The sequence below is a fragment of the Nocardia barduliensis genome (assembly GCF_013315795.1).
In the GTDB taxonomy this organism is placed as follows: Bacteria; Actinomycetota; Actinomycetes; order Mycobacteriales; family Mycobacteriaceae; genus Nocardia; species Nocardia barduliensis.
Window position 1 is genome coordinate 26,485 of the sequence record NZ_JABLTE010000043.1, and the last position, 22,505, is coordinate 48,989.

The 22,505-nt window shown below is 68.6% G+C and carries 25 protein-coding genes and 1 tRNA gene; 11 read left to right on the forward strand and 15 right to left on the reverse strand.

The window, feature by feature from the left end; all coding sequences use genetic code 11:
• Positions 1-61: 61 nt before the first annotated feature.
• The 3 genes from HOV91_RS19745 to HOV91_RS19755 all read left to right on the forward strand — a co-directional run bounded on the left by HOV91_RS19745 (position 62) and on the right by HOV91_RS19755 (position 1,323).
• On the forward strand, positions 62-943 hold the full coding sequence (locus HOV91_RS19745) for a helix-turn-helix domain-containing protein (RefSeq protein WP_174186876.1): 882 nt from the start codon (positions 62-64) through the stop codon (positions 941-943).
• Positions 940-1,146 (forward strand): DUF397 domain-containing protein, encoded by a 207-nt coding sequence (locus HOV91_RS19750; protein WP_174186877.1) that lies wholly within the window; start codon positions 940-942, stop codon positions 1,144-1,146. Before HOV91_RS19745 ends, HOV91_RS19750 begins: the two co-directional genes overlap by 4 nt.
• 103 nt (positions 1,147-1,249) lie before the next feature.
• Positions 1,250-1,323 (forward strand) — tRNA-Gly (locus HOV91_RS19755).
• A gap of 532 nt (positions 1,324-1,855) precedes the next feature.
• Here the strand turns inward: HOV91_RS19755 and HOV91_RS19760 are convergent.
• The 5 genes from HOV91_RS19760 to HOV91_RS19780 form a co-directional block, all read right to left on the reverse strand.
• Positions 1,856-2,371 (reverse strand): flavin reductase family protein, encoded by a 516-nt coding sequence (locus tag HOV91_RS19760; protein WP_174186878.1) that lies wholly within the window; start codon positions 2,369-2,371, stop codon positions 1,856-1,858.
• Positions 2,364-2,879 carry an NADPH-dependent FMN reductase gene (locus tag HOV91_RS19765; protein WP_174186879.1) on the reverse strand — a complete coding sequence of 172 codons (516 nt, stop codon included), beginning with the start codon at positions 2,877-2,879 and terminating at the stop codon, positions 2,364-2,366. The genes HOV91_RS19760 and HOV91_RS19765 overlap by 8 nt, the downstream gene beginning before the upstream one ends.
• An 11-nt stretch (positions 2,880-2,890) precedes the next feature.
• Positions 2,891-4,108 (reverse strand): SfnB family sulfur acquisition oxidoreductase, encoded by a 1,218-nt coding sequence (locus HOV91_RS19770; RefSeq protein ID WP_174186880.1) that lies wholly within the window; start codon positions 4,106-4,108, stop codon positions 2,891-2,893.
• Complete coding sequence (gene sfnG, locus HOV91_RS19775; protein WP_174186881.1) at positions 4,108-5,223, reverse strand: dimethylsulfone monooxygenase SfnG; 1,116 nt, start codon at positions 5,221-5,223, stop codon at positions 4,108-4,110. The genes HOV91_RS19770 and sfnG overlap by 1 nt, the downstream gene beginning before the upstream one ends.
• Positions 5,224-5,347: 124 nt before the next feature.
• Positions 5,348-6,739, reverse strand: a complete 1,392-nt coding sequence (locus HOV91_RS19780; RefSeq protein WP_174186882.1) for a styrene monooxygenase/indole monooxygenase family protein — start codon at positions 6,737-6,739, stop codon at positions 5,348-5,350.
• A 98-nt stretch (positions 6,740-6,837) separates the two neighbouring features.
• Here HOV91_RS19780 and HOV91_RS19785 point away from each other — a divergent pair, with 98 nt between their 5' ends.
• On the forward strand, positions 6,838-7,320 hold the full coding sequence (locus HOV91_RS19785) for a free L-methionine (R)-S-oxide reductase MsrC (protein ID WP_174186883.1): 483 nt from the start codon (positions 6,838-6,840) through the stop codon (positions 7,318-7,320).
• Positions 7,321-7,381: 61 nt separating this feature from the next.
• Here the strand turns inward: HOV91_RS19785 and HOV91_RS19790 are convergent, their stop codons facing one another.
• Both HOV91_RS19790 and HOV91_RS19795 read right to left on the reverse strand, forming a co-directional pair.
• A complete protein-coding gene (locus tag HOV91_RS19790; protein ID WP_174186884.1) occupies positions 7,382-8,815 on the reverse strand; it encodes an LLM class flavin-dependent oxidoreductase in 1,434 nt (477 codons plus the stop codon).
• On the reverse strand, positions 8,812-10,029 hold the full coding sequence (locus tag HOV91_RS19795) for an acyl-CoA dehydrogenase family protein (RefSeq protein ID WP_174186885.1): 1,218 nt from the start codon (positions 10,027-10,029) through the stop codon (positions 8,812-8,814). Before HOV91_RS19795 ends, HOV91_RS19790 begins: the two co-directional genes overlap by 4 nt.
• Before the next feature lie 263 nt (positions 10,030-10,292).
• Between HOV91_RS19795 and HOV91_RS19800 the strand changes: the two genes are divergently transcribed.
• Positions 10,293-11,501 (forward strand): DUF1444 domain-containing protein, encoded by a 1,209-nt coding sequence (locus HOV91_RS19800; RefSeq protein ID WP_174186886.1) that lies wholly within the window; start codon positions 10,293-10,295, stop codon positions 11,499-11,501.
• A 48-nt stretch (positions 11,502-11,549) separates the two neighbouring features.
• On the forward strand, positions 11,550-11,852 hold the full coding sequence (locus tag HOV91_RS19805; RefSeq protein ID WP_174186887.1) for a DUF1905 domain-containing protein: 303 nt from the start codon (positions 11,550-11,552) through the stop codon (positions 11,850-11,852).
• Here the strand turns inward: HOV91_RS19805 and HOV91_RS19810 are convergent.
• From HOV91_RS19810 to HOV91_RS19825, 4 genes are all read right to left on the reverse strand, one after another.
• A complete protein-coding gene (locus HOV91_RS19810) occupies positions 11,836-12,360 on the reverse strand; it encodes a hypothetical protein (protein ID WP_174186888.1) in 525 nt (174 codons plus the stop codon). The two genes, HOV91_RS19805 and HOV91_RS19810, sit on opposite strands and share 17 nt — an antisense overlap.
• 211 nt (positions 12,361-12,571) lie before the next feature.
• Positions 12,572-12,901, reverse strand: a complete 330-nt coding sequence (locus tag HOV91_RS19815) for a hypothetical protein (protein WP_217440791.1) — start codon at positions 12,899-12,901, stop codon at positions 12,572-12,574.
• Between the two features lie 143 nt (positions 12,902-13,044).
• A complete protein-coding gene (locus HOV91_RS19820; RefSeq protein ID WP_174186889.1) occupies positions 13,045-13,341 on the reverse strand; it encodes a hypothetical protein in 297 nt (98 codons plus the stop codon).
• Positions 13,328-13,552, reverse strand: a complete 225-nt coding sequence (locus HOV91_RS19825; protein ID WP_043734104.1) for a hypothetical protein — start codon at positions 13,550-13,552, stop codon at positions 13,328-13,330. The genes HOV91_RS19820 and HOV91_RS19825 overlap by 14 nt, the downstream gene beginning before the upstream one ends.
• A 110-nt stretch (positions 13,553-13,662) precedes the next feature.
• Here HOV91_RS19825 and HOV91_RS19830 point away from each other — a divergent pair, with 110 nt between their 5' ends.
• A complete protein-coding gene (locus HOV91_RS19830; RefSeq protein ID WP_174186890.1) occupies positions 13,663-14,454 on the forward strand; it encodes an alpha/beta fold hydrolase in 792 nt (263 codons plus the stop codon).
• A gap of 13 nt (positions 14,455-14,467) precedes the next feature.
• Here the strand turns inward: HOV91_RS19830 and HOV91_RS19835 are convergent, their stop codons facing one another.
• Genes HOV91_RS19835 through HOV91_RS19845 form a run of 3 tightly spaced genes read right to left on the reverse strand, consistent with a single transcriptional unit; the run spans position 14,468 to position 17,405 of the window.
• Positions 14,468-15,109, reverse strand: a complete 642-nt coding sequence (locus HOV91_RS19835) for a TetR/AcrR family transcriptional regulator (protein WP_312884709.1) — start codon at positions 15,107-15,109, stop codon at positions 14,468-14,470.
• Positions 15,110-15,114: 5 nt separating this feature from the next.
• A complete protein-coding gene (locus HOV91_RS19840) occupies positions 15,115-15,879 on the reverse strand; it encodes a crotonase/enoyl-CoA hydratase family protein (RefSeq protein WP_174186891.1) in 765 nt (254 codons plus the stop codon).
• A complete protein-coding gene (locus HOV91_RS19845) occupies positions 15,876-17,405 on the reverse strand; it encodes an acetyl-CoA acetyltransferase (protein ID WP_174186892.1) in 1,530 nt (509 codons plus the stop codon). The genes HOV91_RS19840 and HOV91_RS19845 overlap by 4 nt, the downstream gene beginning before the upstream one ends.
• A 117-nt stretch (positions 17,406-17,522) precedes the next feature.
• Here HOV91_RS19845 and HOV91_RS19850 point away from each other — a divergent pair, with 117 nt between their 5' ends.
• The 4 genes from HOV91_RS19850 to HOV91_RS19865 all read left to right on the forward strand — a co-directional run bounded on the left by HOV91_RS19850 (position 17,523) and on the right by HOV91_RS19865 (position 21,588).
• Positions 17,523-18,272, forward strand: coding sequence for a crotonase/enoyl-CoA hydratase family protein (locus HOV91_RS19850; protein ID WP_174186893.1), 750 nt, complete (start codon positions 17,523-17,525; stop codon positions 18,270-18,272).
• 180 nt (positions 18,273-18,452) lie between these two features.
• Complete coding sequence (locus HOV91_RS19855; RefSeq protein ID WP_174186894.1) at positions 18,453-19,559, forward strand: glycoside hydrolase family 183 protein; 1,107 nt, start codon at positions 18,453-18,455, stop codon at positions 19,557-19,559.
• A gap of 96 nt (positions 19,560-19,655) precedes the next feature.
• On the forward strand, positions 19,656-20,864 hold the full coding sequence (locus HOV91_RS19860) for an erythromycin esterase family protein (protein ID WP_174186895.1): 1,209 nt from the start codon (positions 19,656-19,658) through the stop codon (positions 20,862-20,864).
• A gap of 49 nt (positions 20,865-20,913) precedes the next feature.
• Entirely contained in the window at positions 20,914-21,588 is a 675-nt protein-coding gene (locus tag HOV91_RS19865; protein WP_174186896.1) for a class I SAM-dependent methyltransferase, read from the forward strand.
• Between the two features lie 9 nt (positions 21,589-21,597).
• On the opposite strand, the gene HOV91_RS19870 is transcribed toward HOV91_RS19865, so the two are convergent.
• A complete protein-coding gene (locus HOV91_RS19870; protein ID WP_174186897.1) occupies positions 21,598-22,188 on the reverse strand; it encodes an alpha/beta hydrolase family protein in 591 nt (196 codons plus the stop codon).
• Positions 22,189-22,505 lie beyond the last annotated feature (317 nt).

Sequence of the window (22,505 nt, forward strand, 5' to 3'; positions counted from 1 at the left end):
CCTCCATTAAAGCTATCATCAGGGCGGCTAATATCTTTCAATCTGAAAGATTGGAGGAACGATGGTCCGCGAAGTCGCGCCACCCCCGTCTCTGCCGAGACGCCGGTTCGGCAATCACATCCGCGACGCCCGGCACGCAGCGAACCTGAAGCAGCCGGATGTGGCCAAGGCGATGCGATGGAGCGTTCCGACTCAATCTCGCATCGAGCGGGGCTACCTCGGCACGTTGAACGACCGAGACGTGCGGGACCTGTGTGCTGTGCTGGGCATCGAGGACGAGAACGAAGTCGCAGCCTTGATCGGCATGCTGGAAGAGGCGGCCGCGCAACCTAAGAAGTGGTGGCAGCAGCAGTACGGCGAGGTCATACAGGAACGGTTCGACGTCTACGTGGGACTGGAGTACGAGGCTCGCGCGATCGACATTTACCGCTCGGAGCTGGTGCCAGGCCTGTTCCAGACCGCCGCGTACGCACGGGCGCTGAACCACTTGTTTTTCCCGGACGAATCCGAAGAGCAGCAGGCCCGCCGGATCGAACTGAAGTTGAAGCGACAGGCAAGTCTGACCCGGAAGACCAAACCCCTCCAAGCAACCATGGTTATGGACGAAGCGATCTTGAGGAGAGTTGTCGGGAACGAACGAATCATGGGCTCCCAGCTGCATCATCTCGCCGAGATGAGTACGCGAGACAACATCGACATTCGCATACTGCCGTTCGCTGCCGGGTACCCCATTGGAACAGCAACTGGAGCGTTCTCGATACTTTCATTCGAGGTCGACCCACCTGTGGTGTACGTCGAGTCCTTCACGAGCAACATGTACCTTGAGGAAGAGGCGGAGGTCGCGAAGTATCGGACCGCCTCCACGGTAATCCGCCGCTCCGCGTTGGATGCGACAGCGAGCAGGAAGCTGCTGCGGCAGATGGTGAAGGAGTTTGCAAGGTGAGCACCGATCTACCGGGTGCACGGTGGTTCAAAAGTAGTCACAGCGGAGGTCACGGCGATTGCGTCGAGGTCGCATTCCTCGGAAGCGGCAAGATCGGTGTCCGCGACTCCAAAGACCCGACTGGTTCGGCGCTGGTGTTCACCCCCAGCGAGTGGGACGCCTTCACCGCTGGCGTCACAGACGGGAAGTTCGACCGGCCCTAGCGCCCCCAGCTGGACCATCGACCCAGTTCACCAGCATCTAGCAGGACTTTTCCCACCCCGTGCGCGGCTTCTGCTACAGTCTCGATTGGCGCATCTGCGCCCTGCCGATGTAGTTCAATGGTAGAACTTCTGCTTCCCAAGCAGACAGCGCGGGTTCGATTCCCGTCATCGGCTCCACCGAAGCCCTGGACCGGCACCCGCCGACCCAGGGCTTTCCGTTTTCAGCCCAACCATCCAGCTGCGGTCGTCCTCGAAGCTCCGGAGTGGATCGACAGCTGAAGACGAGTCTCGAGACCGAACATGGCATTCTCCCTCCACCGAGCGAGGGCACTACAACCATCGCGTCGCGGGCGACGATATCGACACGCACCGACAGATCGCCTTCGGCCGACAAGGCCCTCGACGTTGTCTCCGCAAGCCGAGAGCTGCTGATAGACAACGTTTTCGGGAACCACTGGTGCGGGTGGCGCGGAGACTGAAGAGGAAGCCGCGCAATCAGCCGAGCAACCGGACGGCTGTGCGGATCGCCGCTTCGAAGCTGCTGCGGTTGCGTGGATGGTTGATGCCGGGCGGAGAAGGCGAGGCTCCGTGCACCAAGGCCGCGGCGCATGTGCGGAATAAGTTCTCCGCTCCCGCGTCATCCGACAGCGCTACGCGGGTCACCCTACGCGCTATCGATCCGGTCGTCGGGCGGATCGGACCCGCGACCTCAGGCCGCCCCGTTCGCCGGTTCGGCGTGCAGCCGACGGAACTTGCTGCCGTGGAAGACGAGCGGGTCGACGTCGGTGCGGGTGGCGATGCGGTGGATGCGCAGGATGACCACGGCGTGGTCGCCCGCTGGTACGTGGGCCTCCTGGACGCCCTCGATCCAGGCGGTGGCGCCGTCGATGAACACGGCGTCGCCCGAGCCGCGGTGCAGCTGGATATCGCGGAAGCGGTCACCGTCGCGGGTGCCGAGGGAGCGGGCGGCGGCTTGCTGGTCGGTGCCGAGCAGGCTCAGGCCGAGATGGCTCGCGGCGGCGAGCTTGGGCCAGGTGGCCGAGGAGTTCTGCACGCAGAACGAAACCAGCGGCGGGTCGAGCGAGACGGGAACGAAGGTGCTCACCGCCAGACCGTGTGGGATTCCGTCGATTTCGGCGCAGACCGCGACGACACCGCTGGGGAAGTTGGCGAACGCGCGACGCAGACCGGCTCCGTCGGCGGGGAATTCGAACAGGTCATGCATGATTCGCAGCCTTCGAGCTGTGGGCCAGTGCCTGGGCGACCGAACGCCACCGACCACTGTACCGGTCGATGACGCCGTCTTCGGCGAATGTGCGATCGGACAGGTAGAGCCCGGGCAACGCCGCGGTGGCCCCGATCTCGACGAGCACGGGCTTGAGCAGCAGGTCGGGCGCCAGCGCGTGGGCCGGTCCGGCGCCGAGCATCACCGGCACCGCGAGCACGCCCTCGAGTCCTGTTCCCCCGTCGAATTGTTCGAGGAACAGCTTCAGCAGACCGGTGTAGGTCGCCTTGAAGGTGGGGCTGGCGAAGACTACGAGTTCCGAGGCCGCCACAGTGCGCACCGCCTCTGCAACGGCCGGGTCACCCCAGCCGAGCAGGCCAGGACCCAACTCGACCAAGTCGATCACGGTGGGCTCCACCTCCGGCCGCAGCCCCTTCGCGAGCAAGGTGGCCGCCGTGAGCGTGCGCGAGGCCGGTTTGGGATTGCCGACGACGACTGTGACCGTCATTTCGTCTCCTTTCAGATCACGCCGTGCAGCGGCGGCGCGGCGTCGTGCAGCAGTGCCCGGCCGATGTGCTGGTATTTCCAGCGCACCGGATCGTGCAGGGTGTGCGTGCGCGCGTTGCGCCAGAAGTGGTGCAGGTTCAGATCCGCCGCCACGCTGCGCGTTCCGGCGACCTCGAACAGCGCGGCGGACACGTCGTTGGCCGCGCGGTCGGCGAGCACTTTGGCGGTCGCCACGGCCAGCGAAGCTCGGGCGACGCGATCGGCGCTCGTATCCGTCCTGGTGGCCTCGTCCACCGCCCATCCGGCCGAGGAGAGGGTGGCCTCCGCGGCGGTGACCGCGACCGACAACTCACCGAAGCGCTGGATCAACAAAGGGTCGTCCACCGCGTTCGCTACCCCGGCCTCGAACCACGGACGACTTTTCGTGCGCACGAACTCCGTGGCCGCACCCAGCGCGCCCCGGGCGATGCCGGTGTCGATGGCGGCGTGCAGCAACTGCGCGAACGCGCCGTAGCCGGTGGGCGCGCGCACCGCGCCGGAGCGGGGAATCACCTGGTCGCGGTCCACCAGTACCTCGTCGAAGGACACTGTTCCGCTGCCGGTGGTGCGCTGGCCGAGCCCGTTCCAGTCGTCCACCACGCGCACGCCGGGCGTGCTCGCGGGCAGGTAGGCGATGTATTCCCCGGGCTCGAGGCCACTGCGGCCCTCCGGATCGTCCAGCCGGGTCAGCACGGCGAACAGGTCGGCGAACAGCGATCCGGTGCAGTAGTACTTCACGCCGTCGATGCGGAATCGGTCGCCGACCGGTCGCAACGTGGTGGATATTTCGGCGATGGTGGCTCCGCCGCGCTCGGACTGCGCGTTGGCGATGCGCCCACCGTCGAGCACCCGCCCGAAGTACCGCTGGCGCTGCCGCGCCGTACCCGCGAGCCGAAGCAGGTTCACGTACACGAAGTGGCTGTGTGGAATCTGCGCGATGTTGGGGTCGGCCGTGGCGAGGATTCGCGTCACTTCCGCGACCGCGCTCGGCGGCAGATCCGCGCCGCCGTAGGCCGCGGGCACGGTGATCGCGAGCAGACCGCTGGCCGCCAGCCGATCGACCTCCGCGTACGGCAGCGCTCGATCCCGGTCGCGCTCGGCGGCCCCCGGCGCGAATTCCGCCGCGAGCCGCTGCGCGACCGCGAACGCCTGTGCCGCGGAGAGGATGCGATCGGCGGCGACCGCGGTCATCAGTGCACCGCCGAGACAGGCCGCCGCGCGGCTTCCAGCTCGCGCACCAGCGGGAGCACCTTCGCGCCGAAGTACTCGATCTCCTCCTGGAAGTGCAGGAAGCCGCCGAGGATCAGGTCGACGCCGAGCTGCTTGTAGGCGACGATCCGCTCGGCCACCTGCTCCGGCGTGCCGATCAGCTGGGTGCGGAAACCGTCGTTGTACTGCACCAGGTCTTCGAAGGTGGAGTCAGCCCACATGCCCTTGCGGTCCTGGGTGGACGCGCCCGCCTGCTGCACCGCGTCGCGGAAGCCCTCCACTGCGGGCTTGTTCGCCTTTTCGATGATCTCGCGCAGGGTGTCGCGGGCTTCGGTCTCGGTGTCGCGGGCGATGATGAAGCCGTTGAGCCCGAACTTCACCTCACGGTCGTGCGCGCGGGCTACGGCGCGCAGGTCGTCGAGCTGCTCGGTGACGCCGTCGAAGTCCTTGCCGTTGGAGAAGTACCAGTCGGCGTAGCGCCCGCCGTTGCGCCGGGCGGCGGTCGAGTTACCGCCTTGGAAGAGCTCGGGATTCGGGCGCTCGGGCGTGTTCAGCGGCTTCGGCTTCAGGGTGAAGTCCCGGATGCGGTAGAAGTCGCCGCCGTAGTTCACGTTGTCCTCGGTCCAGATCTTGCGGATCACTTCGAGGAACTCCGCGCTGCGCCGGTAGCGCTCGTCGTGCTCGAGCCACGGCTCGCCGAGCGCGGTGAATTCGCCTGCGAACCAGCCGGAGACGACGTTGATGGCGAACCGGCCGTTGGACAAGTGATCGGCGGTGGCGCCGAACTTGGCCAGCACCGCCGGGTGCCACAGCCCCGGATGCACGGCCGCGATGACCTTCAGCCGTTCGGTCGCGCCGAGCAGGGCGAGACTGAACGAGGTCGATTCGTGCTGGTACTCGGCGCCGTAGGAGGCGGTGTAGCGCACCTGGGACAGCGCGTAGTCGAAGCCGTTGTTCTCCGCGGTCTGCGCGAGCTTCTTGTTGTACTCGAAATCCCAGCCGGTGCGCTGTTCGATGTCGCTGGTGACCAGTCCCCCGCTGACGTTGGGCACCCAGTAGGCGAACCGGATCTGCTCGGCGATCTGCTCCGTGGTCATAGCTGCTCCATGGTTTTCGGGGGGAAGCCGTCGGATCGGAGGCCGGACGCCACGCGTCCGGCGCTCCTTCCACTCCAGCACCGGCCCCCGGACGGGACGAGGTTTTGAATCTGTGCGATTCGGATCAGGCGTCGGCGAGCGCGGCCGAGTAGTTCGACCTGCTGAACGTGCCCGCGGGCGCGAACCGGCCCAGCAGCGCCGCGGCGTCCTCGCCGGTGACCCGCGTGATGAATTCGTTGGCCGCTTCCGGCGAGTCGATCGGCAGGAACGGCTGCGGACGATGCAGCAGCCCCACCAGCGCCGAGGCGAACGCCGGGTCGACCGCCGCCGCGGCGAAGAAGGCGTTGCCGATCTCGGCCAGCTCGGGATCGCTGAGGAACAGCCTGGTCACCTTGTTGGCCGCGTCGGCGCGCGCGGCCAGGAACGCCGCGTACTGCCGCGCGATCCACGCCTCGTCGAACGGTCCCTCGTGCACGGCGGCCGCCGCGACCAGCCGCTGCGCCTGGATCAGGCCGCTCTGCGCCCCCTGCCCGGCGATCGGGTCGTAGGCGATGGCGGTGTCGCCGAGCGCGGCGACCACGTGCCCGCCCGCGGTGCGCCCGGCACCGGACCGCACGACCGGCCGCACCGCGCCATTCAGCCACGAGTGCGGGTCTTCGGGGATGGTCTTCGTGGCCAGCACCTCCGGCAGATCCCAGTCGATGTAGTCGCGATAGAGGTCCTGCACGATCCGGTGCGCCGACTCGGCGGAGTCCGCCGCGGCGAAACGCTTCTCCCAGTCGCTGCCAGGACGCGCCCAACCGAGGAACGCCCAGCTCGGCCCCGCGTCCTTGTGCAGGTACGGACCCCACCACCCTTCGCCCTGGTCGGCGAGGATGGAGAAACCGCTGTGCGCGCCGCCCGCGACGCTGCGATGGGCGAAGACGTTCTCGTCGTGGCCGATTCCGGTCACGGTGACGGTGAGCAGTGAACGCTGCGGCGCGTCGTACGGGGTGCGCTGCGCGTCGACGGGGAACAGGTCCGACAGGCCACCGCGACCGGTCGCGACCAAGGTGAGGTCGTTGGCGGCGGCGATGCCGTCGAGTGTCTCCGGCGTCACCTGTTCGACCACGAACCGGCCGCCGCGCTCCTGGAACGCGGTGAGCCGCTCGTCGGCCTTGAGCCGGGTGTCCACCGCGACGCCGGCGAATCCGTCGAAGTGACCGTCGAATTGGATCAATTCGGCGCGGTCGGGCCCCGGTCCGGCGATACGCACGCTCAAGCCGGTGTGCCGGGGCGCTCGCGCGGTGTAGCTGTCCAATCCGAGCGCGGCCTCGGCCTGCTGTGTCTCACCGAATTCCAGCGCGGTGCCGGTCGCGGGAACGTCGTCCCGTAAGGCGCGCTGTTCTCGCTCGCTGTAGAGGGTGACGTCGAAACCGGCGTCGAGAAGTCCCAGCGCCGCAGTGACGCCGGTCTGTCCGGCGCCGATAACCGCGGCCGAACGAGTGGAACGGGATACGGATTGCTGCGATGTCATGCAGGGATGATGCGATGGCCGCAGGGCGCGCGCAGAGTGTTGCGATCACCGAGAATCAATGGGCAGACAGCGAATTCGCAGCGCGTACCATTCGGGCCATGTCGTTTGTCGTCGCCGAACCGACCGGAGACCGCACCGAGCAATACCGCCGGCTCGCCGCGCAGGCCGAGGCGCTGGTGGCGGGCGAGACCGACCGCATCGCCAACGCCGCCAATCTCGCCGCGCTGGTCTTCCACGCGCTGCCCGAAGTGAACTGGGTCGGTTTCTATTTCTACGACGGACGGGAACTGGTCGTCGGCCCCTTCCAGGGCAAACCGGCGTGTGTGCGCATCGCGCTCGGAAAAGGCGTCTGCGGCACCGCCGCGCAAACCGGGAAGACTCAGCTCGTGCCGGATGTGCACGCGTTCGACGGCCATATCGCCTGTGATGCCGATACCCGTTCGGAAATCGTCGTGCCGCTGGTCCGGGACGGCGCGCTCGTCGGGGTATTCGACCTCGACAGTCCGCGGCCCGGCCGCTTCGACGACGTCGACCGTGCGGGCCTGGAATCAATAGCCCAAATATTTCTCGCCGCGCACTGATTCACCGGGCACGAAACCGGACGGCGCCGGGCGAAGCCGGCTCCGTCGCCGTCCGGCAAGGCTACGGGTGCGCCGCGGACGTCGCTCCGGGCCGCGAAACCGCGTCCGGCAAGGCGGTCGATCCGGGACCTCCCAGCCGATAGCGCGCGCCGCGATGCTCCGGAGGCAACCGGTCACCCGCGCCGAACAGCGCATTGCGCAGCGTGCCCGGCGTGTATTCCTCGGTGTACGCGCCTCGGGCGGTCAATACCGGAACGACGTGCCGGACAACGTCTTCGAATGTCCCCGGGGTGATCGCGTAGGCCAGGTTGAAGCCGTCCAGATCGGTGTCGGCGGCCCAGTCCTGGAGCAGATCGGCAACTGTCTCGCCGGAGCCGACGAAGACCGGGCCCATGCCGCCGATGCCTGCCCACTTACCGATATCGCGGACGGTCCACTCCCGCCCGTCGTCGTCGAATTCCTGGAACGCCGCCACCGCCGACCGGATCGCGTTGCTCTCCACCTGGCCGATCGGGTCGTCGAGGTCGTAGCGGGACAGATCGATGCCCATCCAGCCGGACATGAACACCAGTCCGCCCTCGACACTGGCGTAGGACAGGTATTCCTCGTGCTTGCGCCGCGCCGCCTCGTCGGTCGCGTCGGTGACGATCGTCGCGAGCGCGTAGACGCGCGCCGCGTCGCGGGCCCGGCCCGCCGCCTCGAGTGCGTCCCTGATCCGGGAAACGGTCTGTGCCAGCACTCGTTTCGACGGCCCGGCGATGAAGATGGCCTCGGCGTTCTCGGCCGCGAACCGCACGCCGCGCGGCGATGCCCCCGCCTGGTAGATGACCGGCGTGCGTTGCGGCGACGGCTCGGAGAGATGGATGCCCGGCACGGTGTAGTGCGTGCCGCGATGACCGATGTGGTGCACCTTGGCCGGGTCCACGTAGACGCCCGCCGCCGCGTCGCGGACCACCGCGTCGTCCTCCCACGAGCCTTCCCACAGCTTGTACAGCACCTCGAGGTACTCGTCGGCCCGGTCGTAGCGCTCGTCGTGGTCGAGCTGGTCGGCCGCGCCGAAATTGCGCGCGGCCGAGGGCAGGTATCCGGTCACCACGTTCCAGCCGAGCCTGCCATCGGTGAGGTGGTCGAGCGTCGACAGCCGACGCGCGAACGGGTACGGGTGCTCGAATCCGGTGCCGGTGGTGATGCCGAAGCCGAGCTGCTCGGTCACCGCGGCCATGGCGGAGACCAGCAGCAACGGGTCGGCCACCGGGATCTGCGCGCCCTGGCGCAGCGCGGCGACGTCGTTGCCGCCGTAGACGTCATAGGTGCCGAGGACGTCGGCGATGAAGATGCCGTCGAAGCGGCCGCGTTCCAGCAGCTTCGCCAGCTCGGTCCAGTAGCCCAGCTCCTTGTAGCGGTGCGACCGGTCGTCGGGATGCCGCCACAGCCCGGGTGACTGATGGGCGACACAGTTCATGTCGAAGGCGTTGAACCGGATGCGGCGGGTCACTGCGCGGCTCCCCCGGTGCGTTCGCCCGCGCTCCACGCGAACGGCAGGTCGGCGCCGTTGAGCAGGTGATCGCCGATGGCCCGCGCCTTCTGGATCGCTGGGTTGTGCACCGAGATGGTGCGGGCGTTGCGCCAGTGCCGGTCCAGCCGCAGCCGCTCCGAGACCACCGAAGCGCCACCCACTTCGAACAGCAGCGAGGTGGCGGGCAGCACCAGGTCGATGACTGCGAGCTGAGCCCGAGCCGCGGCGAGTTCGGCCGCCACCACGGCGCTGTCGTCCGTCGTGCCGCCGGCCAGCACCTCGTCGAGCACGTCGGCGACGGCGAGCACACTGGCTTCGGCGGCGAACGCGGCCGCCGAGAGCCGCCCGATCACCTGCTGCACCAATGGGTCGTGCCGGGGCAGATCGGCTGCGGAGTGGGTGTAGCCGCGAGTGCGCGCCGCGACCCATTCCCGGACGTCGCTCTCGGCGCGCTTGGCGATGCCCGCCAGCACGGAGAGCTGGACCAGTTGCAGGTAAGAGGTCGCGTAGGTCGGGCCGGGCGCACCGTAGCCGGGACCGAGGATTCGATCCTCGGTCACCACCACGTCGGTGAATTCCGTGGTGCCGCTGGCCGTCAGCCGCTGGCCGAAGCCGTCCCAGTCGTCGTGCTGACGCACCCCCTCGGCCTTCGCGTCCACCAGTACTCCCACGCGCTCGCCGTCGCGGTCGGCGGCGGCCAGGATGTAGTCCGCGTACAGCGACCCCGTGCTGTAGTACTTCACGCCGTTGAGCAGCCACCGGCCGCCGTCCTCGGTCAGCGTGGTGCGATAGCGGTCCACCGCGCCGACGCCAGGTTCGGTGATCGCGTTGCCCACCAGCGTGCCCTCGGCCACCGCGCGCAGCCAGCGCTCCCGCTCCGGCCCCCGCTGCGCCAGCAACTGGTCCTCGACGAACGAGAAGTGCACCCGCAGCGCCTGCGGCAGATTCGACTCGGCCGCGCCGAGTTCGATGAGCAGCCGGAACAGCTGCCGCACGGTGACGCCGTAACCGCCGAACTCGACCGGAACCCGCAGCGCGCCGAACTTCGCCGCGCGGAGCAGGCCGACCTCGTCGTACGGCAGGGTGCGATCGATTTCACGCGCTACGGCGCCCTGGGCGATCCGGTCGAAGATCGGGCCGAAGATCGCGTCCAATTCGGCGTCGGTAGTGGATTTCGCCTCGGTGGTCGTCATCAGCCCACGATCGCCTACCCCGGCCGAGGGCTCACGGGTTGCGCGCAGCGCGATCGAAATGCGGACCCCGGGCATCCGGTCGAGCCGCAACGGCGCGGCTCCGCGAGACTCGCTAGGAGACCGGCGATGTGGTTTTCACAGGTGGGAAAGGGGGATGCCGGACGGTGGTGCTGGGACGTTAGCGTGGAAATTTCCGGCCCCGACGGGGATGGTGATCCTCCTTCGGGACGGGTCAGCGGATGCGGCGCGAAGGCAAGGTGTGGATGTCGATACCCGATGAGCGGACTGCGCGACGGCAGTTCGCGTTGCAGGTCTATCAGGAAATGATGAAGGCCGGCGCCACCCGCGTCACCTACGACCCGGACGAGTTCGTCATCCGATACGACGGCGACATGGTGCTCAATCTGGGCAACATCTTCCATCAGGTGCGGGATCTCGCTGCCGAGGAACGACGACCTGAGGTGGAGCGGTTCGTCACCACGATGCTCGCTCCGGCTCCGGCACTGTCGAGCTGGGACGAGGTCCGTCCGCTGTTGCGGCCCGTTCTGCGGCCGTGCACGTATTTGCTCGAAGATTCCGTCCCCCGGTTGCGGCGGCCTGCTTTTCCGTTCATCGATGAGATGGTGGCGATCGACGAGCCGGGCCGGATCCGGCTCCCGGCAGAAGAGCAGCTGGTCGAATGGGGCGTCGACGCCGAGGAGGTATTCGACGCCGCGCGGCGGAATCTCGCGGAAACGGTCGTCACCACCGAGTTCGACGAGGATGCCATCGTCCGCGTCATGGTCGACGACTCGAGCTATCTCCCGTCGTGGCTGCTGGTCCCCGGCTGGCTGGCGGCGTGCACCAGCGGCTACCGGCACCGGCCGGTGGCGTTCATTCCGGATCAAACGTCGTTGATCGTCGCTCCGGGCGATCCGGAACTGCTCGAGCATCTGTATCGGACCGTGGAGCAGGAAGTCCGTGAAGCCGACCGCCCCCTCTCACCGCAGGGCTACACAGTCGACGACAACGGGGTGGTGGTCCCACTGGATCGGGCGATCACCGAACCGTTGCCGCCCCCTGTCGACCGAGCCCGTGTGCTGCTGGCCTGCACGAACTACGGAACGCAGCGTGAGTGGCTGGAGCAGGAATACGACCTCGGCGGGGACTACGAGGATGACGAGTCCGCGTCTCTCTTCTTCGCCGACATCATGGTGCGGCAACAGGAGGAGGATGATCCGCCGCAGATGCTGACGGTGTGGGGCGAAGGGGTGCACGCGTCGCTGCCCGAGACGGATTACATCGTTTTCGTCCGTGCGGACATGGAGCAGACGCTCATGGTTCCGTTCCGGACCGCGGTGGAGATCACCGGCATCACGCCGATCTCCGGGCTTCGCCCGACTCGATACCGTGCGGTCGACTGGCCCGACCACTCCGCATGGTCCCGCCTCTCGGAGGCGGCTGTGACGCTCGAACCGGCAAACCGGAACTGAGGGCCGGGGTGCCGCCGCGATGTCGGTGCCCGGCGCTACAGTCGCGGCGTGGCTGGTTCGCGGTACTCGTTCACGGCGGAAGTGTGGGAACACCAAGGGGACGCCGCCTGGCATTTCGTCTCGCTGCCCGAGGACGTGGCCGACGAGATCGAGCAGCGGTACGCGCATCGTTCGGGCGGGTTCGGGGCGGTGCGGGTGCACGTGGTCGTCGGGGCCAGCCGGTGGTCCACTTCGCTGTTCCCGGATAAGTCGCGGGCGACCTACGTGCTGCCGGTCAAGAAGGCGGTGCGGGTCGCGGAGGGGTTGGAGGCGGGATCGGCCGCGCGAATCGAGATCACCGTCGCACTGTGAGGCGCGAACCCGAGCTCCGCTTGACCGCCACCACCACTAGCACGAGCACACCGAGCACCACGCCACCGAAACCCAGCGCGAGCGCACCGAGCAGCGTGCCGACGAACGACGAACCGAGGCCATGGCCGATGGCGACCGTCACCTCGGAGCTACCGGCCGTGGTCACGCGGTAGGCGCCCGGCTCGGCGGCCTGGAAGGAGAACCCGGCCCGGCCCTCGTGCGCGCCGAAGGAATAGGTGACGCTCGCGTCATACTTCTGCAAGTCGACGTGCTTGCCGCCCGGGTCGAGCACCCGCAGGTTGACCGTGCCGGAGGTACCGTGCGACGACGCCCCCGGGTACTCGAAGTACACGGTGTACCCGCCGGACTCCGTCAGGTTCACTACACCGGAGCCGGGCACCGCGACCCGCTGGAAGTCATCGATCCGGCCCGAGGTCTGCAGGAAACCGAAGGCCCCGAGCAGAATCCCGCCGATGATTCCGAGGGCGATCAGCGCACCGCCCAGCACGAACCAGCGGGCGGAAGGCTAATCGGTTGCGGTGTCGGCGATCCCACCGGGTTCGGCGACGTCGGGAAAGGCGGCTGTGACACGGTCGAATCCTCGGCTTCCGGTCGACTCCCGCGTCGACGTAGCGACAGCGTACGGTCTGCTCCGCCGCGCCGCTACGCGAATCGTGGGGTCCCGGCCGAGCCGTTGTTCCCGACGGCCGCCTACACCGTCAGCGCGTCTGAGCCGCCGACATGCACTCGCTGGCGATGCGACCGCTGGCCGAGCGCGCCTTGTCCGCGTCTTCCTTGCTCATCCCCAGCGTCTCCTGGTTGGGAGCCTTGGTGTCGTACTCGTCGCTGATCATGATCCGCAGTCCGGCCTGCGAGATCCCCTGGTCGACGAACACCTTCGCGGCGCAGTCGGCCAGTTGTTTGTTCTTGAGGCCCTTGTCCTGCAGCGACTTGGCGAGATCGGCCTGCGTCACCGTGGGCGCCGCCGTGTCCTTGTCGCTGCCGCATGCCGCGAGCACCGGCAGCGCGATCAGCGCCGCGGCGATCATGCAGATCCGCACCTGACTCCTCTTCCTCGACTGACCACCGGCGGTGGCGTGGCCACCATAATGCCGTGCGGGCGGCCAGCGGTAGTCGTCGCGGCACCTTGCCACGGGACAGGTAGCGAGACAACGAGTTACGCGAATCGAGTTCAGAGGTCCATCGCGGCGCGCAAGGCGGTGTCGAGCCGCTCCAGGGTGTCGGTGTCCACCACGTCCACCCGCTCGGCCAGCCACCCGCGGAAGATGCGCCCGATGTTCCCGGCGTGCACCCAGCCGTGATCCTGCACCGGGACCGCGAGAATGTCGCGCGGATCGTCCTCGATGACCTCGGCCGCGATCAGCCAGGGGCGGGGCGATTCGTTGATGCCGTCGCTACTGATGAGCACGACCGTTCGGCGACGCGGCGAACCATGCGGGTTGTAGATCCACAGTTCACCCCGACGCACGCATCGCCTCCTCGGCGGCCGCCATTTCGGCCGCGTCGGCGGCGGCTTCGGCGGTCACATCCGACACCGGACCGACGCCGGTGCGCACGGCTTCCCGTCGCGCGGCCTTCGATATCCAGGCCGACGGCGACATTCCCGCGCGAGCCGCCGCCTGCTCGGCGTAGGACCAGGCGGCTTCGTCCAGCGAAAGGGTGACCTTACGCGTTGCCATACCAATTATCGTACCGAGGTGATCACCCGCGGCGCCAGCCCTGGGCGGATCGGATTCCGACACCCCCGTGATCCCAACTGACGACAGGTGACTGCTGTTAGGGTTGGCGCATGACGACGTTGCACCATCACCGCGTCGGAGCGGGTGAGCCGCTCGTGCTGGTCCACGGGGTCGGGAGCCGGTGGCAGGTGTGGGAGCCGATCATCGACACCCTGGCGGCGTCGTACGAGGTGTTCGCGGTGGACCTGCCCGGCTTCGGTGGATCGACGCACCCGCTGGCGCACACCACCGTCCCCAACCTCACCGACGCGCTCGCCGAATTCCTCGCCGCCCAAGGGATCGACCGGCCGCACCTGGCGGGCAATTCGATGGGCGGGCTGATCACGCTCGAACTCGGCGCCCGCGGGCTGGCCCGCTCCGTCACCGCCTACTCGCCGATCGGATTCTGGGACACCGCGGGCCGGATCTGGTGCCAGCAGTCGCTGGGCAAGTCACGAGCGCTCGCGCGCGTGCTGCGGCCCGCGCTGCCGTCCGTCCTGGGTACCGCCGCAGGGCGCACCGCGTTCCTCTCGCTGATCTTCGGCAAGCCGTGGGCATTGGACGGCAAGGTCGCGCTGGACACCGCCATCGGCGCGGTGGAGTCGGCCGGATTCGAGGAAGCGCTCGCCTCGTTCACCGACGTCCGGCTGCCGGAAATCCGCGCTCTGGCCGACATTCCGGTGACGATCGCCTGGGGCAGCCGCGACATCCTGCTGACCTATGCCACCCAGAGCCGTAAGGCGCGCAGCGCGCTGCCACACGCCGAGCACGTCACGCTGCACGGCAGCGGGCACACGCCGTTCTTCGACGATCCGGCCGGCTGCGCCCAGGTCCTGCTCGAGACGATCAACCGCACGCGGTAGGCGTCCGCCCGGTTCAGGGCGCGGGCGGATCGAGCAGCGTGTCCGCGGCCGCCGTGCCGAGCAGGACACGGACGGCGTTGCCCCAGCGGTGCCGCAGGATCTGGTTGCGGCTCGCGTCCCCGGTGAGCAGCACCCGCAGGGCGAGGCCGGTCATGATCTCGATGGTGAACTCGGTGATCGTCGGAACCCGCGGGTCGTCCGGGAATTCGCGGCGGAAGCTGTCGCGGATGCTGATGTGCATCAGCTCGAACAGGCGAACTTCCAGCGGCAGGAACGCCGCACGCAGTTCCGGGTCGGTGCGCGCGCCGACCCACATCTCCAGCGCCGCCCAGAACGACGGCCCGCTGAGCATCCGCATGGTCAGCTCGACGGCCGTCTCCAGCCGGTCCGCCTGATCGGGAATTGCCTCGAATTCGCTGGTGAGCTGGTCGAAACGGCGCTGCGCCACATGCTCGACGGCACCGGCCAGCAGATCGGCCCTGGTCGGGAAGTAGTGCTGCAACGTTCCGCGCGGCACGCCTGCCCGCTTCTGCACCTCGAGCGTGGTCGTGCCCGCGTAACCGACTTCGACCAGGCTGTCCACCGCCGCGTCCAGCAGCCGCGTGCGCATGCGCTCCCTGCGCTGCGCCTGCGGCTGCCGGACCGGTCGCGACACGCCCCTCAGCGTCCCTGCCACCGGGGCTCGCGCTTCTGCGCGAACGCCAGCGCGCCCTCGGCGGCGTCCTTGGACAGCAGCGCGGGCAGGGCGATCTCACCCTGCTTCACGAACGCCTCCGCGACCGGCCAATCCGGCGACTCGTCGATGATGCGCTTGCTCGCGGCCACCGCGAGCGGTGCGGCGGCGGCGATCTCGGCAGCGAGTTCGAGCGCCACCGACAACGCCGCGCCCGGCTCGGTGACCCGGTTGACCAAACCCAGCTGGTAGAGCCGCTCGGCGCCGATACGCCCGCCGGTGAGCGCCAGTTCGGCGGCCGTGCTGCGCGGCAGCCGCTGGGTCAGCCGAAGCACGCCACCGCCCGCGGCCACCAGACCGCGCTTGACCTCGGGAATGCCGAACTGCGCGTCGCGGGCGGCGACGATGAGGTCGCCCGCCAGCGCCAGTTCGAAACCACCGGCCAGCGCGAAACCCTCGACCGCGGAGATCATCGGCTTGGCCGGGGGCCGGGCCGAGATGCCGAGCGGACCGCGGCGCTGCGTCATCGGCATCTCGCCTTTCGACGCCGCGACGAGATCCATACCGGCGCTGAAGGTTCCGCCCGCGCCGGTGAGCACGAGCACGCGCGCGGCGTCGTCGGCTTCGAACTCGTCGACGGCGGCCTCGATGGCCTGCGCGGCGGCCAGGTTGATCGCGTTGCGCGCCTCGGGACGGTTGACCGTCAAGACGGTGATCGCGTCGCGCCGCTCGACAAGAACGAGGTCATTCATCGGGCGCTCCTCTCGGTGAGCAGGGTGAACGAGTCCGCGGCGAGTTCGGCGTCCGCGCCGAGCGGATCGCCCGCGGTGAACGCCGCGAGGGTGCCGGCATCCGACGCCCGGACCAGTATGCGGGTCCCCTCCGGTGTCAGTGCGCTCACCACAACGGCTTCCGGCTCGTCGGCACGCTCCGGCGCAGGGCCCTTGCGGTAGGCGACGGTGTAGGCCTCGACCGTGGCGGGGCCGGTGTAGCCGGGCGCCGGTTCGCGCCGCGCCCGCGGCACTTCCGCTTCGATCGCACGGAACAGTCGCGCGGGCGGTCTGGCCGAGTACACGCCGACGCCGTGCTTGGTGCTGTACCAGCCGAGCGCCGTCGCCAGGCCGTAGGCGCCGGGGTCGGCGCGGAGCATGGCGGACAGCGTCGCGATCGAATGGGTCGTGTAGTTGTTGCCCGGCCCACCGGCGAAGGTGAGACCGCCGGTGACCGACAGCGGCCGCGCCGGGTCGTCGATCGGCAGACCGAGTTCCTCGGCGGCGATCTGCACCGCGACCGGGAAGCAGGAGTAGAGGTCGATGTGGGCGACATCGTCTATCGCGATCCCCGCCGCACCGAGCGCCGCTCTGCCCGCCGCCGCGATGGCGGGCGAGCGGGACATGTCGGCGCGCTCGGAGACGAACCACTCGTCGGTCGCGGTGGCGCCGCCGTGCGGGAACACCCACCGGTCGCGCGGCACGCCCGCGGCGTCGGCGGCCGCCGCGCTGCACAGGATGAGACCGGCGCCCAGATCGACGCTCAGGTTCGCGACCATCAGCTTCGGATACGGCGTCGACACCATTCGATTGGCGGGCGCGGGCGTCACGAGGTCGGCGGCACTGTGCACGGCGGGCTGCCACGCATACGGATTGCGCGCCGCGATCTGCGACAGCCTCGCCCACAGTCCGCCGATCCGCTCGCGGTGCGCTGCCTCGCTCGACCCGAGCCTGCGGCGCAACGCAGTCTCCATGAGCGCGTAGAAGTACACCGGGCCCCACAAGCCCGCGGCGGTCTCCATGTCCGAGTTCGGCCCGCGATCGGAGCCGACGACCTCGTCGGGGGCCGCGTCCTCCGGCTGCTCCGGCCAGTCCACCGCGGTGCCGGTGCGGGCAGCGGCGTTCCCGGAGTACACCGCTTCGGCTCCGGTGAGCAGGGCGACGTCCACACGTCCGTCGGCGATGGCCTGCGCGACGGTGTTGAGCAGCCGCTGCGGTGCGTCGCCGCCGAAGCGCACCGACTGCACGGTCCGTTTCGGGGTGGCGCCCAGTTCGGCGGCGACGAGCGCACCCAAGTCGCCGTAGGGACGGCTGACCGGGGCTACGGCGGCGATCATGTCGGCCGAGCGCAGCAGACGGTCACCGACCCCGCTGTCGGCGCCCGCGCGGCGCAGGGACTCGGCGGCGAGGTGCACCGGGCCGGGTAGACCCGGCTCGTCCGGTCGGTGTACGACCTGCCCGGCGCCGACGAGCACCGGCGTCCTCGGGTCCATTCCGGCTGGCAGCATGCGTCCTCCGCTCCATAACCGTCAACATTGACGGTAACTTGCGTTCGATTAGAGCAGAGCCCGAGCACTCGGGCAACAGCGCGCACCCGCTAACTGACTCGCGAGTAAGATATGCGGATGGGCACCAACATCGCATTGCGGTTCGACGAGCACCGCGCGTACGTCACGCTCGACCGGCCGGACAAGCACAACGGCCTGACCATCGACATGCTTAGCGGACTGGTTGCCAGCGCGCGCACCATAGCCCGGCGGGGCAACGTGCGCGCGGTCATTCTCTCCGGTAACGGACCCAGTTTCAGCAGCGGTTTGGACATCGCGGCGGCAACCAGCGATCCATTGGCGATCGTGCGGAACTTCGTACCGCGGCCCTGGCGCGGCACCAATGTCTTCCAAGAGGCGTGCTGGGCTTGGCGCCGCCTGCCCGTGCCGGTGATCGCCGCGGTACACGGACGCTGCTACGGCGGCGGACTCCAGCTCGCGCTCGCCGCGGACTTTCGTTTCGCCACCCCCGGCGCCGAGTTCTCCGTCATGGAGGCCAAGCACGGCCTGGTCCCGGACATGACCGGCGCGGCAACGCTGTCCAGGTTGGTCGGCATCGACAAAGCCCTGCTGCTCACGATGACCGCGGACACCGTGGACGCGGCCTACGCCGCGAAGATCGGCTTGGTCACCGAGCTGACGGCAGACCCGCTCGCCGAGGCCGAGAAACTCGCCGACCACATCGCGACCCGGTCGCCGCAGGCCGTCGCCGCCGCCAAGCGACTGTTCGACAAGTCGTGGCAGGCATCCGCTCGGCGAACCTTCGCCGTCGAACGCGCGACCCAACTCCCCTTGATCCTCCGGAAGGCGATCGGCCACTCCCGTTAGATAGCTGTAAATTAGCTATTGTGTGACAGAAGGCCCACATCGACCGGTTCCGCTGCTAGCATTTGCACGATTCGCCAGCCAGTCGACTAGTGGTGCACGGCACACTGCGAAGGGTCTGTGTATCGCGTGAGGTCCGTGGTTCGCACCGCTCTCGGGAAGAAACCGGAGGGCTCACAGACAGTGATCAAGACCGCATCCTTCCTACTTTCGGCGCTGGCGGGTGTCACGGCCTTGCTCTGCACCGCGACCACGCCCGCCATCGCCAACCCGAACGCCATCAATCCGATTCCAGTGCTCAACGGCTCCACCGGATTACCGAATCTGCTCGGCCGCACCAAAGCGGTGTTCCAGGTGACCGGCATGGCCAGCCCGAACAACACCCAGACCTATAACGTCCTCGGCACCGATCTCGGCATCATGTGGGACAACGGGCGCGGCGAAATGCTCACCGCGTTCGGCGATACCGCGGGCGTCGGCTTCCCGAATCTGCTCGCGGGCAGCATGTGGTCCTGGCGCAGCAATATCCTGCTGCGCAGCCACACCAAGGATCCCGCCGAGGGCATCTATTTCGACAGCGTGGTGCGCGACGTGTTCGGTCAGGCGCGCGACCTCATCCCCAGCCCGAAGATCCCGTTCCTGGAGATCAGCCGGATACCCACCGCGGGCATCGCGGTCGACGGTGTGCAGTACATGAGTTTGATGTCGGTGAAGACCTGGGACGACGTCGGTCAGTGGAGCACCAACTTCTCCGGTCTCGCCGTCTCCGGGGACAACGGCGAGACCTGGGCCGAACTGCCCGAAACCCGGCGCACGAACGAGGGCGGCAACGCCAACTTCCAGATGAACGCGTTTCTCGCCGACGGCGGATACGTCTACGAATACGGCACCCGGTCCGGACGCGATCACACCGCGCACGTGGCCCGGGTGCGCGCCCAGGACATCGCGAATCTCGCCGAATACGAATATTGGGACGGCCGCGCCTGGCGCAAGAACGACGTGAATGCCGCCGCTCCGATCATGTGGGGCGTCGGCGAACTTTCGGTGATGTACAACGCGTATCTCGGGCAATACATTTCGCTCACCACCGACCGGTTCAATTCCGTGGTGATGCGGCGGGCGTCCTCCCCGGTCGGCCCGTGGAGCGATCCGGAAGTCCTGATCGACACCAGGGAATTGCCCACCGCCTACGCGCCCTCGATCTTTCCGTACCAGACCGGGCGCGATCTGTACTTCCTCACGACGGTGCACAGCCAGTACAACGTCTTGCTGATGCGCACGACGTTGTAACCCCGGGACCGGCGATCCGACGCGGCGCTTGACCTCAACAAAGGTTCATGTATGAGGCTGGCCCGCGTTGGATCGTTCACGTTTCCGGGAGGCACCATGCTCGACACCACCACCGACGTCCGCGCCTGGCTGCGCGACAACGCCGTCGCGATCGACAGCTCCGATCCGGACGCCGCTGGCCCGGATCTCGACACCTTGATCGCGCGGCTCGGCGCCGCAACGGTGGTGGGGCTGGGCGAATCGACGCGGTTCTCCCGCCAGACCTTCGGTGTGCGGGAACGGATCTTCCGCGGACTGGTCGAACGGCACGGCTTCCGCGCCTTGGCGATTCAGGACAGCGCGCGATCCGGTGAACGCTGGGACCGGTTCGTCACCGAGGGTGAAAGTGATCCGGAGACGGTGCTCGCTGGATCCTGGCGACCATGGCGCACCGAGGAATCGGTGGCCGCGTTGCATTGGATCCGCGCGTACAACCTGGCACATCCGCAAGACCCGGTGCGGATCTTCGGCATCGAACCGCCCCGAGCCGAGCCGAGCGACTACGACGCCGTGCTGGACTACGCGCGACGGGCGGCGCCCGACCGGTCCGCCGCGATCGAGGCGCACCTCGCGCCGATCCGTACCGCGCACCAAATCGACGAGCACGTCCAGCGCCACCAGGGCATCCATCCCGGTCGCCCGTTCGCCGAGCACGCCGAAGACGCCCTCGCCCTGCTCACGGAATTGCCGGACACGAAGGAGCGCGCCACAGCGCTCGCCCACGCCCGACTGATCCTCGACTTCCACCGGCACAGCGTCGCGAGCCAGGGGTTCGCCCGGGACGAACGGCCTTCCGCCGAGACCGTGCTGGAATGGCACCGCTCGACCGGCGCGAAGATCGCCTACTGGGACGGGTTGGCGCACACCACCAATCTTCCGATCGTCTTCGGCGCGGCCGAATTCCACGGCGCCGGAAGTCATCTGCGCGCTGGACTCGGTAACCGATACCTGTCCGTCGGCATCGGCTTCCACCACGGCGACCTCGGTGCGGCCGTGGCGCCCGACCCGCAGCCGGACCTGGTCGACGCCACACTGGGTGAGGTCGACCTGCCCGCGTACTACCTGGACCTGCACGCCGCGGCGCCGGAGCCGGTGCGCGGCTGGCTGACCGGCCCCGCGAAGCTGCGCACCATCAGCGGCGTCTACGACCCGGCCGCGGACGCCGAAGCGAATATCCGGCTCGCATCGCTCGCCGACGCGTTCGACGTGCTGATCCACGTGCGCTCGACCACGCCGGTGCACTGGCTGTCGCAGGTATCGGCCTAACTCGAGCAACGCCGGGGAGCGCGGGCCACGCGATCAATAGACTCGAGACATGGATGCGGCCGACTGGGACGAGCGCTACGCGCAAACGGAATTGGTCTGGGGCGCACCGCCGAACAACACCGTGGTCGAGCACGTCTACGGGTTGGAACGCCGTGCGCCGCTGCAAGCCGCCACACCCGAGGGCGATACGCCGGAGTTCCCCCGCGCCCTCGACTTGGCCTGCGGCGAAGGACGCAACACCCTCTGGCTGGCCACGCACGGCTGGCAGGTGCACGCCGTCGACTACTCCCAGGTGGGCATCGACAAAGGCCGTACCGTGGCCTCGCGCTTGTCCCGCTCGGTCCGCAACCGCATCACCTGGCAGTGCGCCGACGTCACCGACCTCGACGAGGCCGGGATCACCGGACCGTTCGAACTCGTCTTGATGGTGTTCCTGCACCTGCCCGCCGAGCAGCGCCGCGCTCTGGTCCGCACGGCGGCGGGCTTGCTCGCTCCGGAAGGCACCCTGCTGGTGCTCGGCCACGACACCACCAACATCACCGATGGCTGCGGCGGGCCACAGGACCCGGCCATCCTGTTCACCCCCGACGACATCGCCGCCGACCTCGGCCCCCTGGCCGCGGCGAGCCGGATCCGCGTGCGCATCGCCGACCGCGTCTACCGTCCGACGGAAACCGGCGACGCCATCGACGCCCTCGTCATCGCCACCCGGCCCGCCGAATAGCGTCGAAACTCAGGACCAGCGCTCCAGCCACGGGGTGACCGTCTCGGCGATCAGATCGAAGCCCGCGCGGAAGGCATGCGGCTGGCCGGGGATGACACGAACCTCGGCGGCGTCGGCGGGATCGGGAATGCCGAACGGATCGTTGGCCCCGTTGACCACCACCACTTCGATGTCACCGGGAGCGAGCAGTTCGTCCCGCCGCGACTTCTCCGGCTTGCCCGGCGGATGCAGGGGGAACGACAACGCGAGCACGCCACGCGCCCGCGCCGCCACCGCCGTCCTACAGGCGACCCGCGCCCCATTGCTGCGCCCACCCTGGATCAGCGGAATGCGCTTGCGGCCGCGCAACCGAGCAACCACCTCGAGCCAAGCCTCGTCCTGCTTGACCGCCGAACCCGGCGCGCGCCGCCCCGCAACCCGATACGGCTGCACCACCCGCGCGACCGCCCCACCCAGCCGCAACGCCGCGTCACGCACCGCGAGCAGGTCCTTCGCCTCCACCCCGCCCCCAGCGCCATGCGTGAGAAGCAGGAGGAACGCGGGCCTGCGCGGCTGCTCGAGTTCGACCTCAGCCGGCCCAGCACTCGTCTCGATGCGCATTGTGTTTATTTTCCAGCGCCTGCGGCGCTGGGTGTTCGCGGCCCCCTTGTGGCTCGCGTCCGAGTGACCGCCGCTGGCGACTTCGTCGCGGACGCGGCGGTCACTCGGACGCGAGCCGGGCCGCGAACGGCGCATGCTCGGTCTCGCTTCGCTCGAAAGCGGGAGTTGAGCTGGTGTGGTGCGTCGGGTGATGAACGCACGATGTCGGTGTTCGCCAGACCAGGCGTCGCGAGGAAGGGACCGCCGCTGGCGACTTCGTCGCGGACGCGGCGGCTCGCTCGGACGCCAGCCGGGCCGCGAACGGGCAATGCTCGGTC

What these genes read in the sequence shown, in the direction of transcription:
- HOV91_RS19745 (WP_174186876.1), top strand. Translation starts at nt 62, where the DNA reads ATGGTCCGCGAAGTCGCGCCACCCCCGTCTCTGCCGAGACGCCGGTTC.
- HOV91_RS19760 (WP_174186878.1), bottom strand. Translation starts at nt 2,371, where the DNA reads ATGCATGACCTGTTCGAATTCCCCGCCGACGGAGCCGGTCTGCGTCGC.
- HOV91_RS19765 (WP_174186879.1), bottom strand. Translation starts at nt 2,879, where the DNA reads ATGACGGTCACAGTCGTCGTCGGCAATCCCAAACCGGCCTCGCGCACG.
- HOV91_RS19770 (WP_174186880.1), bottom strand. Translation starts at nt 4,108, where the DNA reads ATGACCGCGGTCGCCGCCGATCGCATCCTCTCCGCGGCACAGGCGTTC.
- sfnG (WP_174186881.1), bottom strand. Translation starts at nt 5,223, where the DNA reads ATGACCACGGAGCAGATCGCCGAGCAGATCCGGTTCGCCTACTGGGTG.
- HOV91_RS19780 (WP_174186882.1), bottom strand. Translation starts at nt 6,739, where the DNA reads ATGACATCGCAGCAATCCGTATCCCGTTCCACTCGTTCGGCCGCGGTT.
- HOV91_RS19785 (WP_174186883.1), top strand. Translation starts at nt 6,838, where the DNA reads ATGTCGTTTGTCGTCGCCGAACCGACCGGAGACCGCACCGAGCAATAC.
- HOV91_RS19795 (WP_174186885.1), bottom strand. Translation starts at nt 10,029, where the DNA reads ATGACGACCACCGAGGCGAAATCCACTACCGACGCCGAATTGGACGCG.
- HOV91_RS19800 (WP_174186886.1), top strand. Translation starts at nt 10,293, where the DNA reads ATGTCGATACCCGATGAGCGGACTGCGCGACGGCAGTTCGCGTTGCAG.
- HOV91_RS19815 (WP_217440791.1), bottom strand. Translation starts at nt 12,901, where the DNA reads ATGATCGCCGCGGCGCTGATCGCGCTGCCGGTGCTCGCGGCATGCGGC.
- HOV91_RS19825 (WP_043734104.1), bottom strand. Translation starts at nt 13,552, where the DNA reads ATGGCAACGCGTAAGGTCACCCTTTCGCTGGACGAAGCCGCCTGGTCC.
- HOV91_RS19830 (WP_174186890.1), top strand. Translation starts at nt 13,663, where the DNA reads ATGACGACGTTGCACCATCACCGCGTCGGAGCGGGTGAGCCGCTCGTG.
- HOV91_RS19840 (WP_174186891.1), bottom strand. Translation starts at nt 15,879, where the DNA reads ATGAATGACCTCGTTCTTGTCGAGCGGCGCGACGCGATCACCGTCTTG.
- HOV91_RS19845 (WP_174186892.1), bottom strand. Translation starts at nt 17,405, where the DNA reads ATGCTGCCAGCCGGAATGGACCCGAGGACGCCGGTGCTCGTCGGCGCC.
- HOV91_RS19850 (WP_174186893.1), top strand. Translation starts at nt 17,523, where the DNA reads ATGGGCACCAACATCGCATTGCGGTTCGACGAGCACCGCGCGTACGTC.
- HOV91_RS19860 (WP_174186895.1), top strand. Translation starts at nt 19,656, where the DNA reads ATGCTCGACACCACCACCGACGTCCGCGCCTGGCTGCGCGACAACGCC.
- HOV91_RS19865 (WP_174186896.1), top strand. Translation starts at nt 20,914, where the DNA reads ATGGATGCGGCCGACTGGGACGAGCGCTACGCGCAAACGGAATTGGTC.
- HOV91_RS19870 (WP_174186897.1), bottom strand. Translation starts at nt 22,188, where the DNA reads ATGCGCATCGAGACGAGTGCTGGGCCGGCTGAGGTCGAACTCGAGCAG.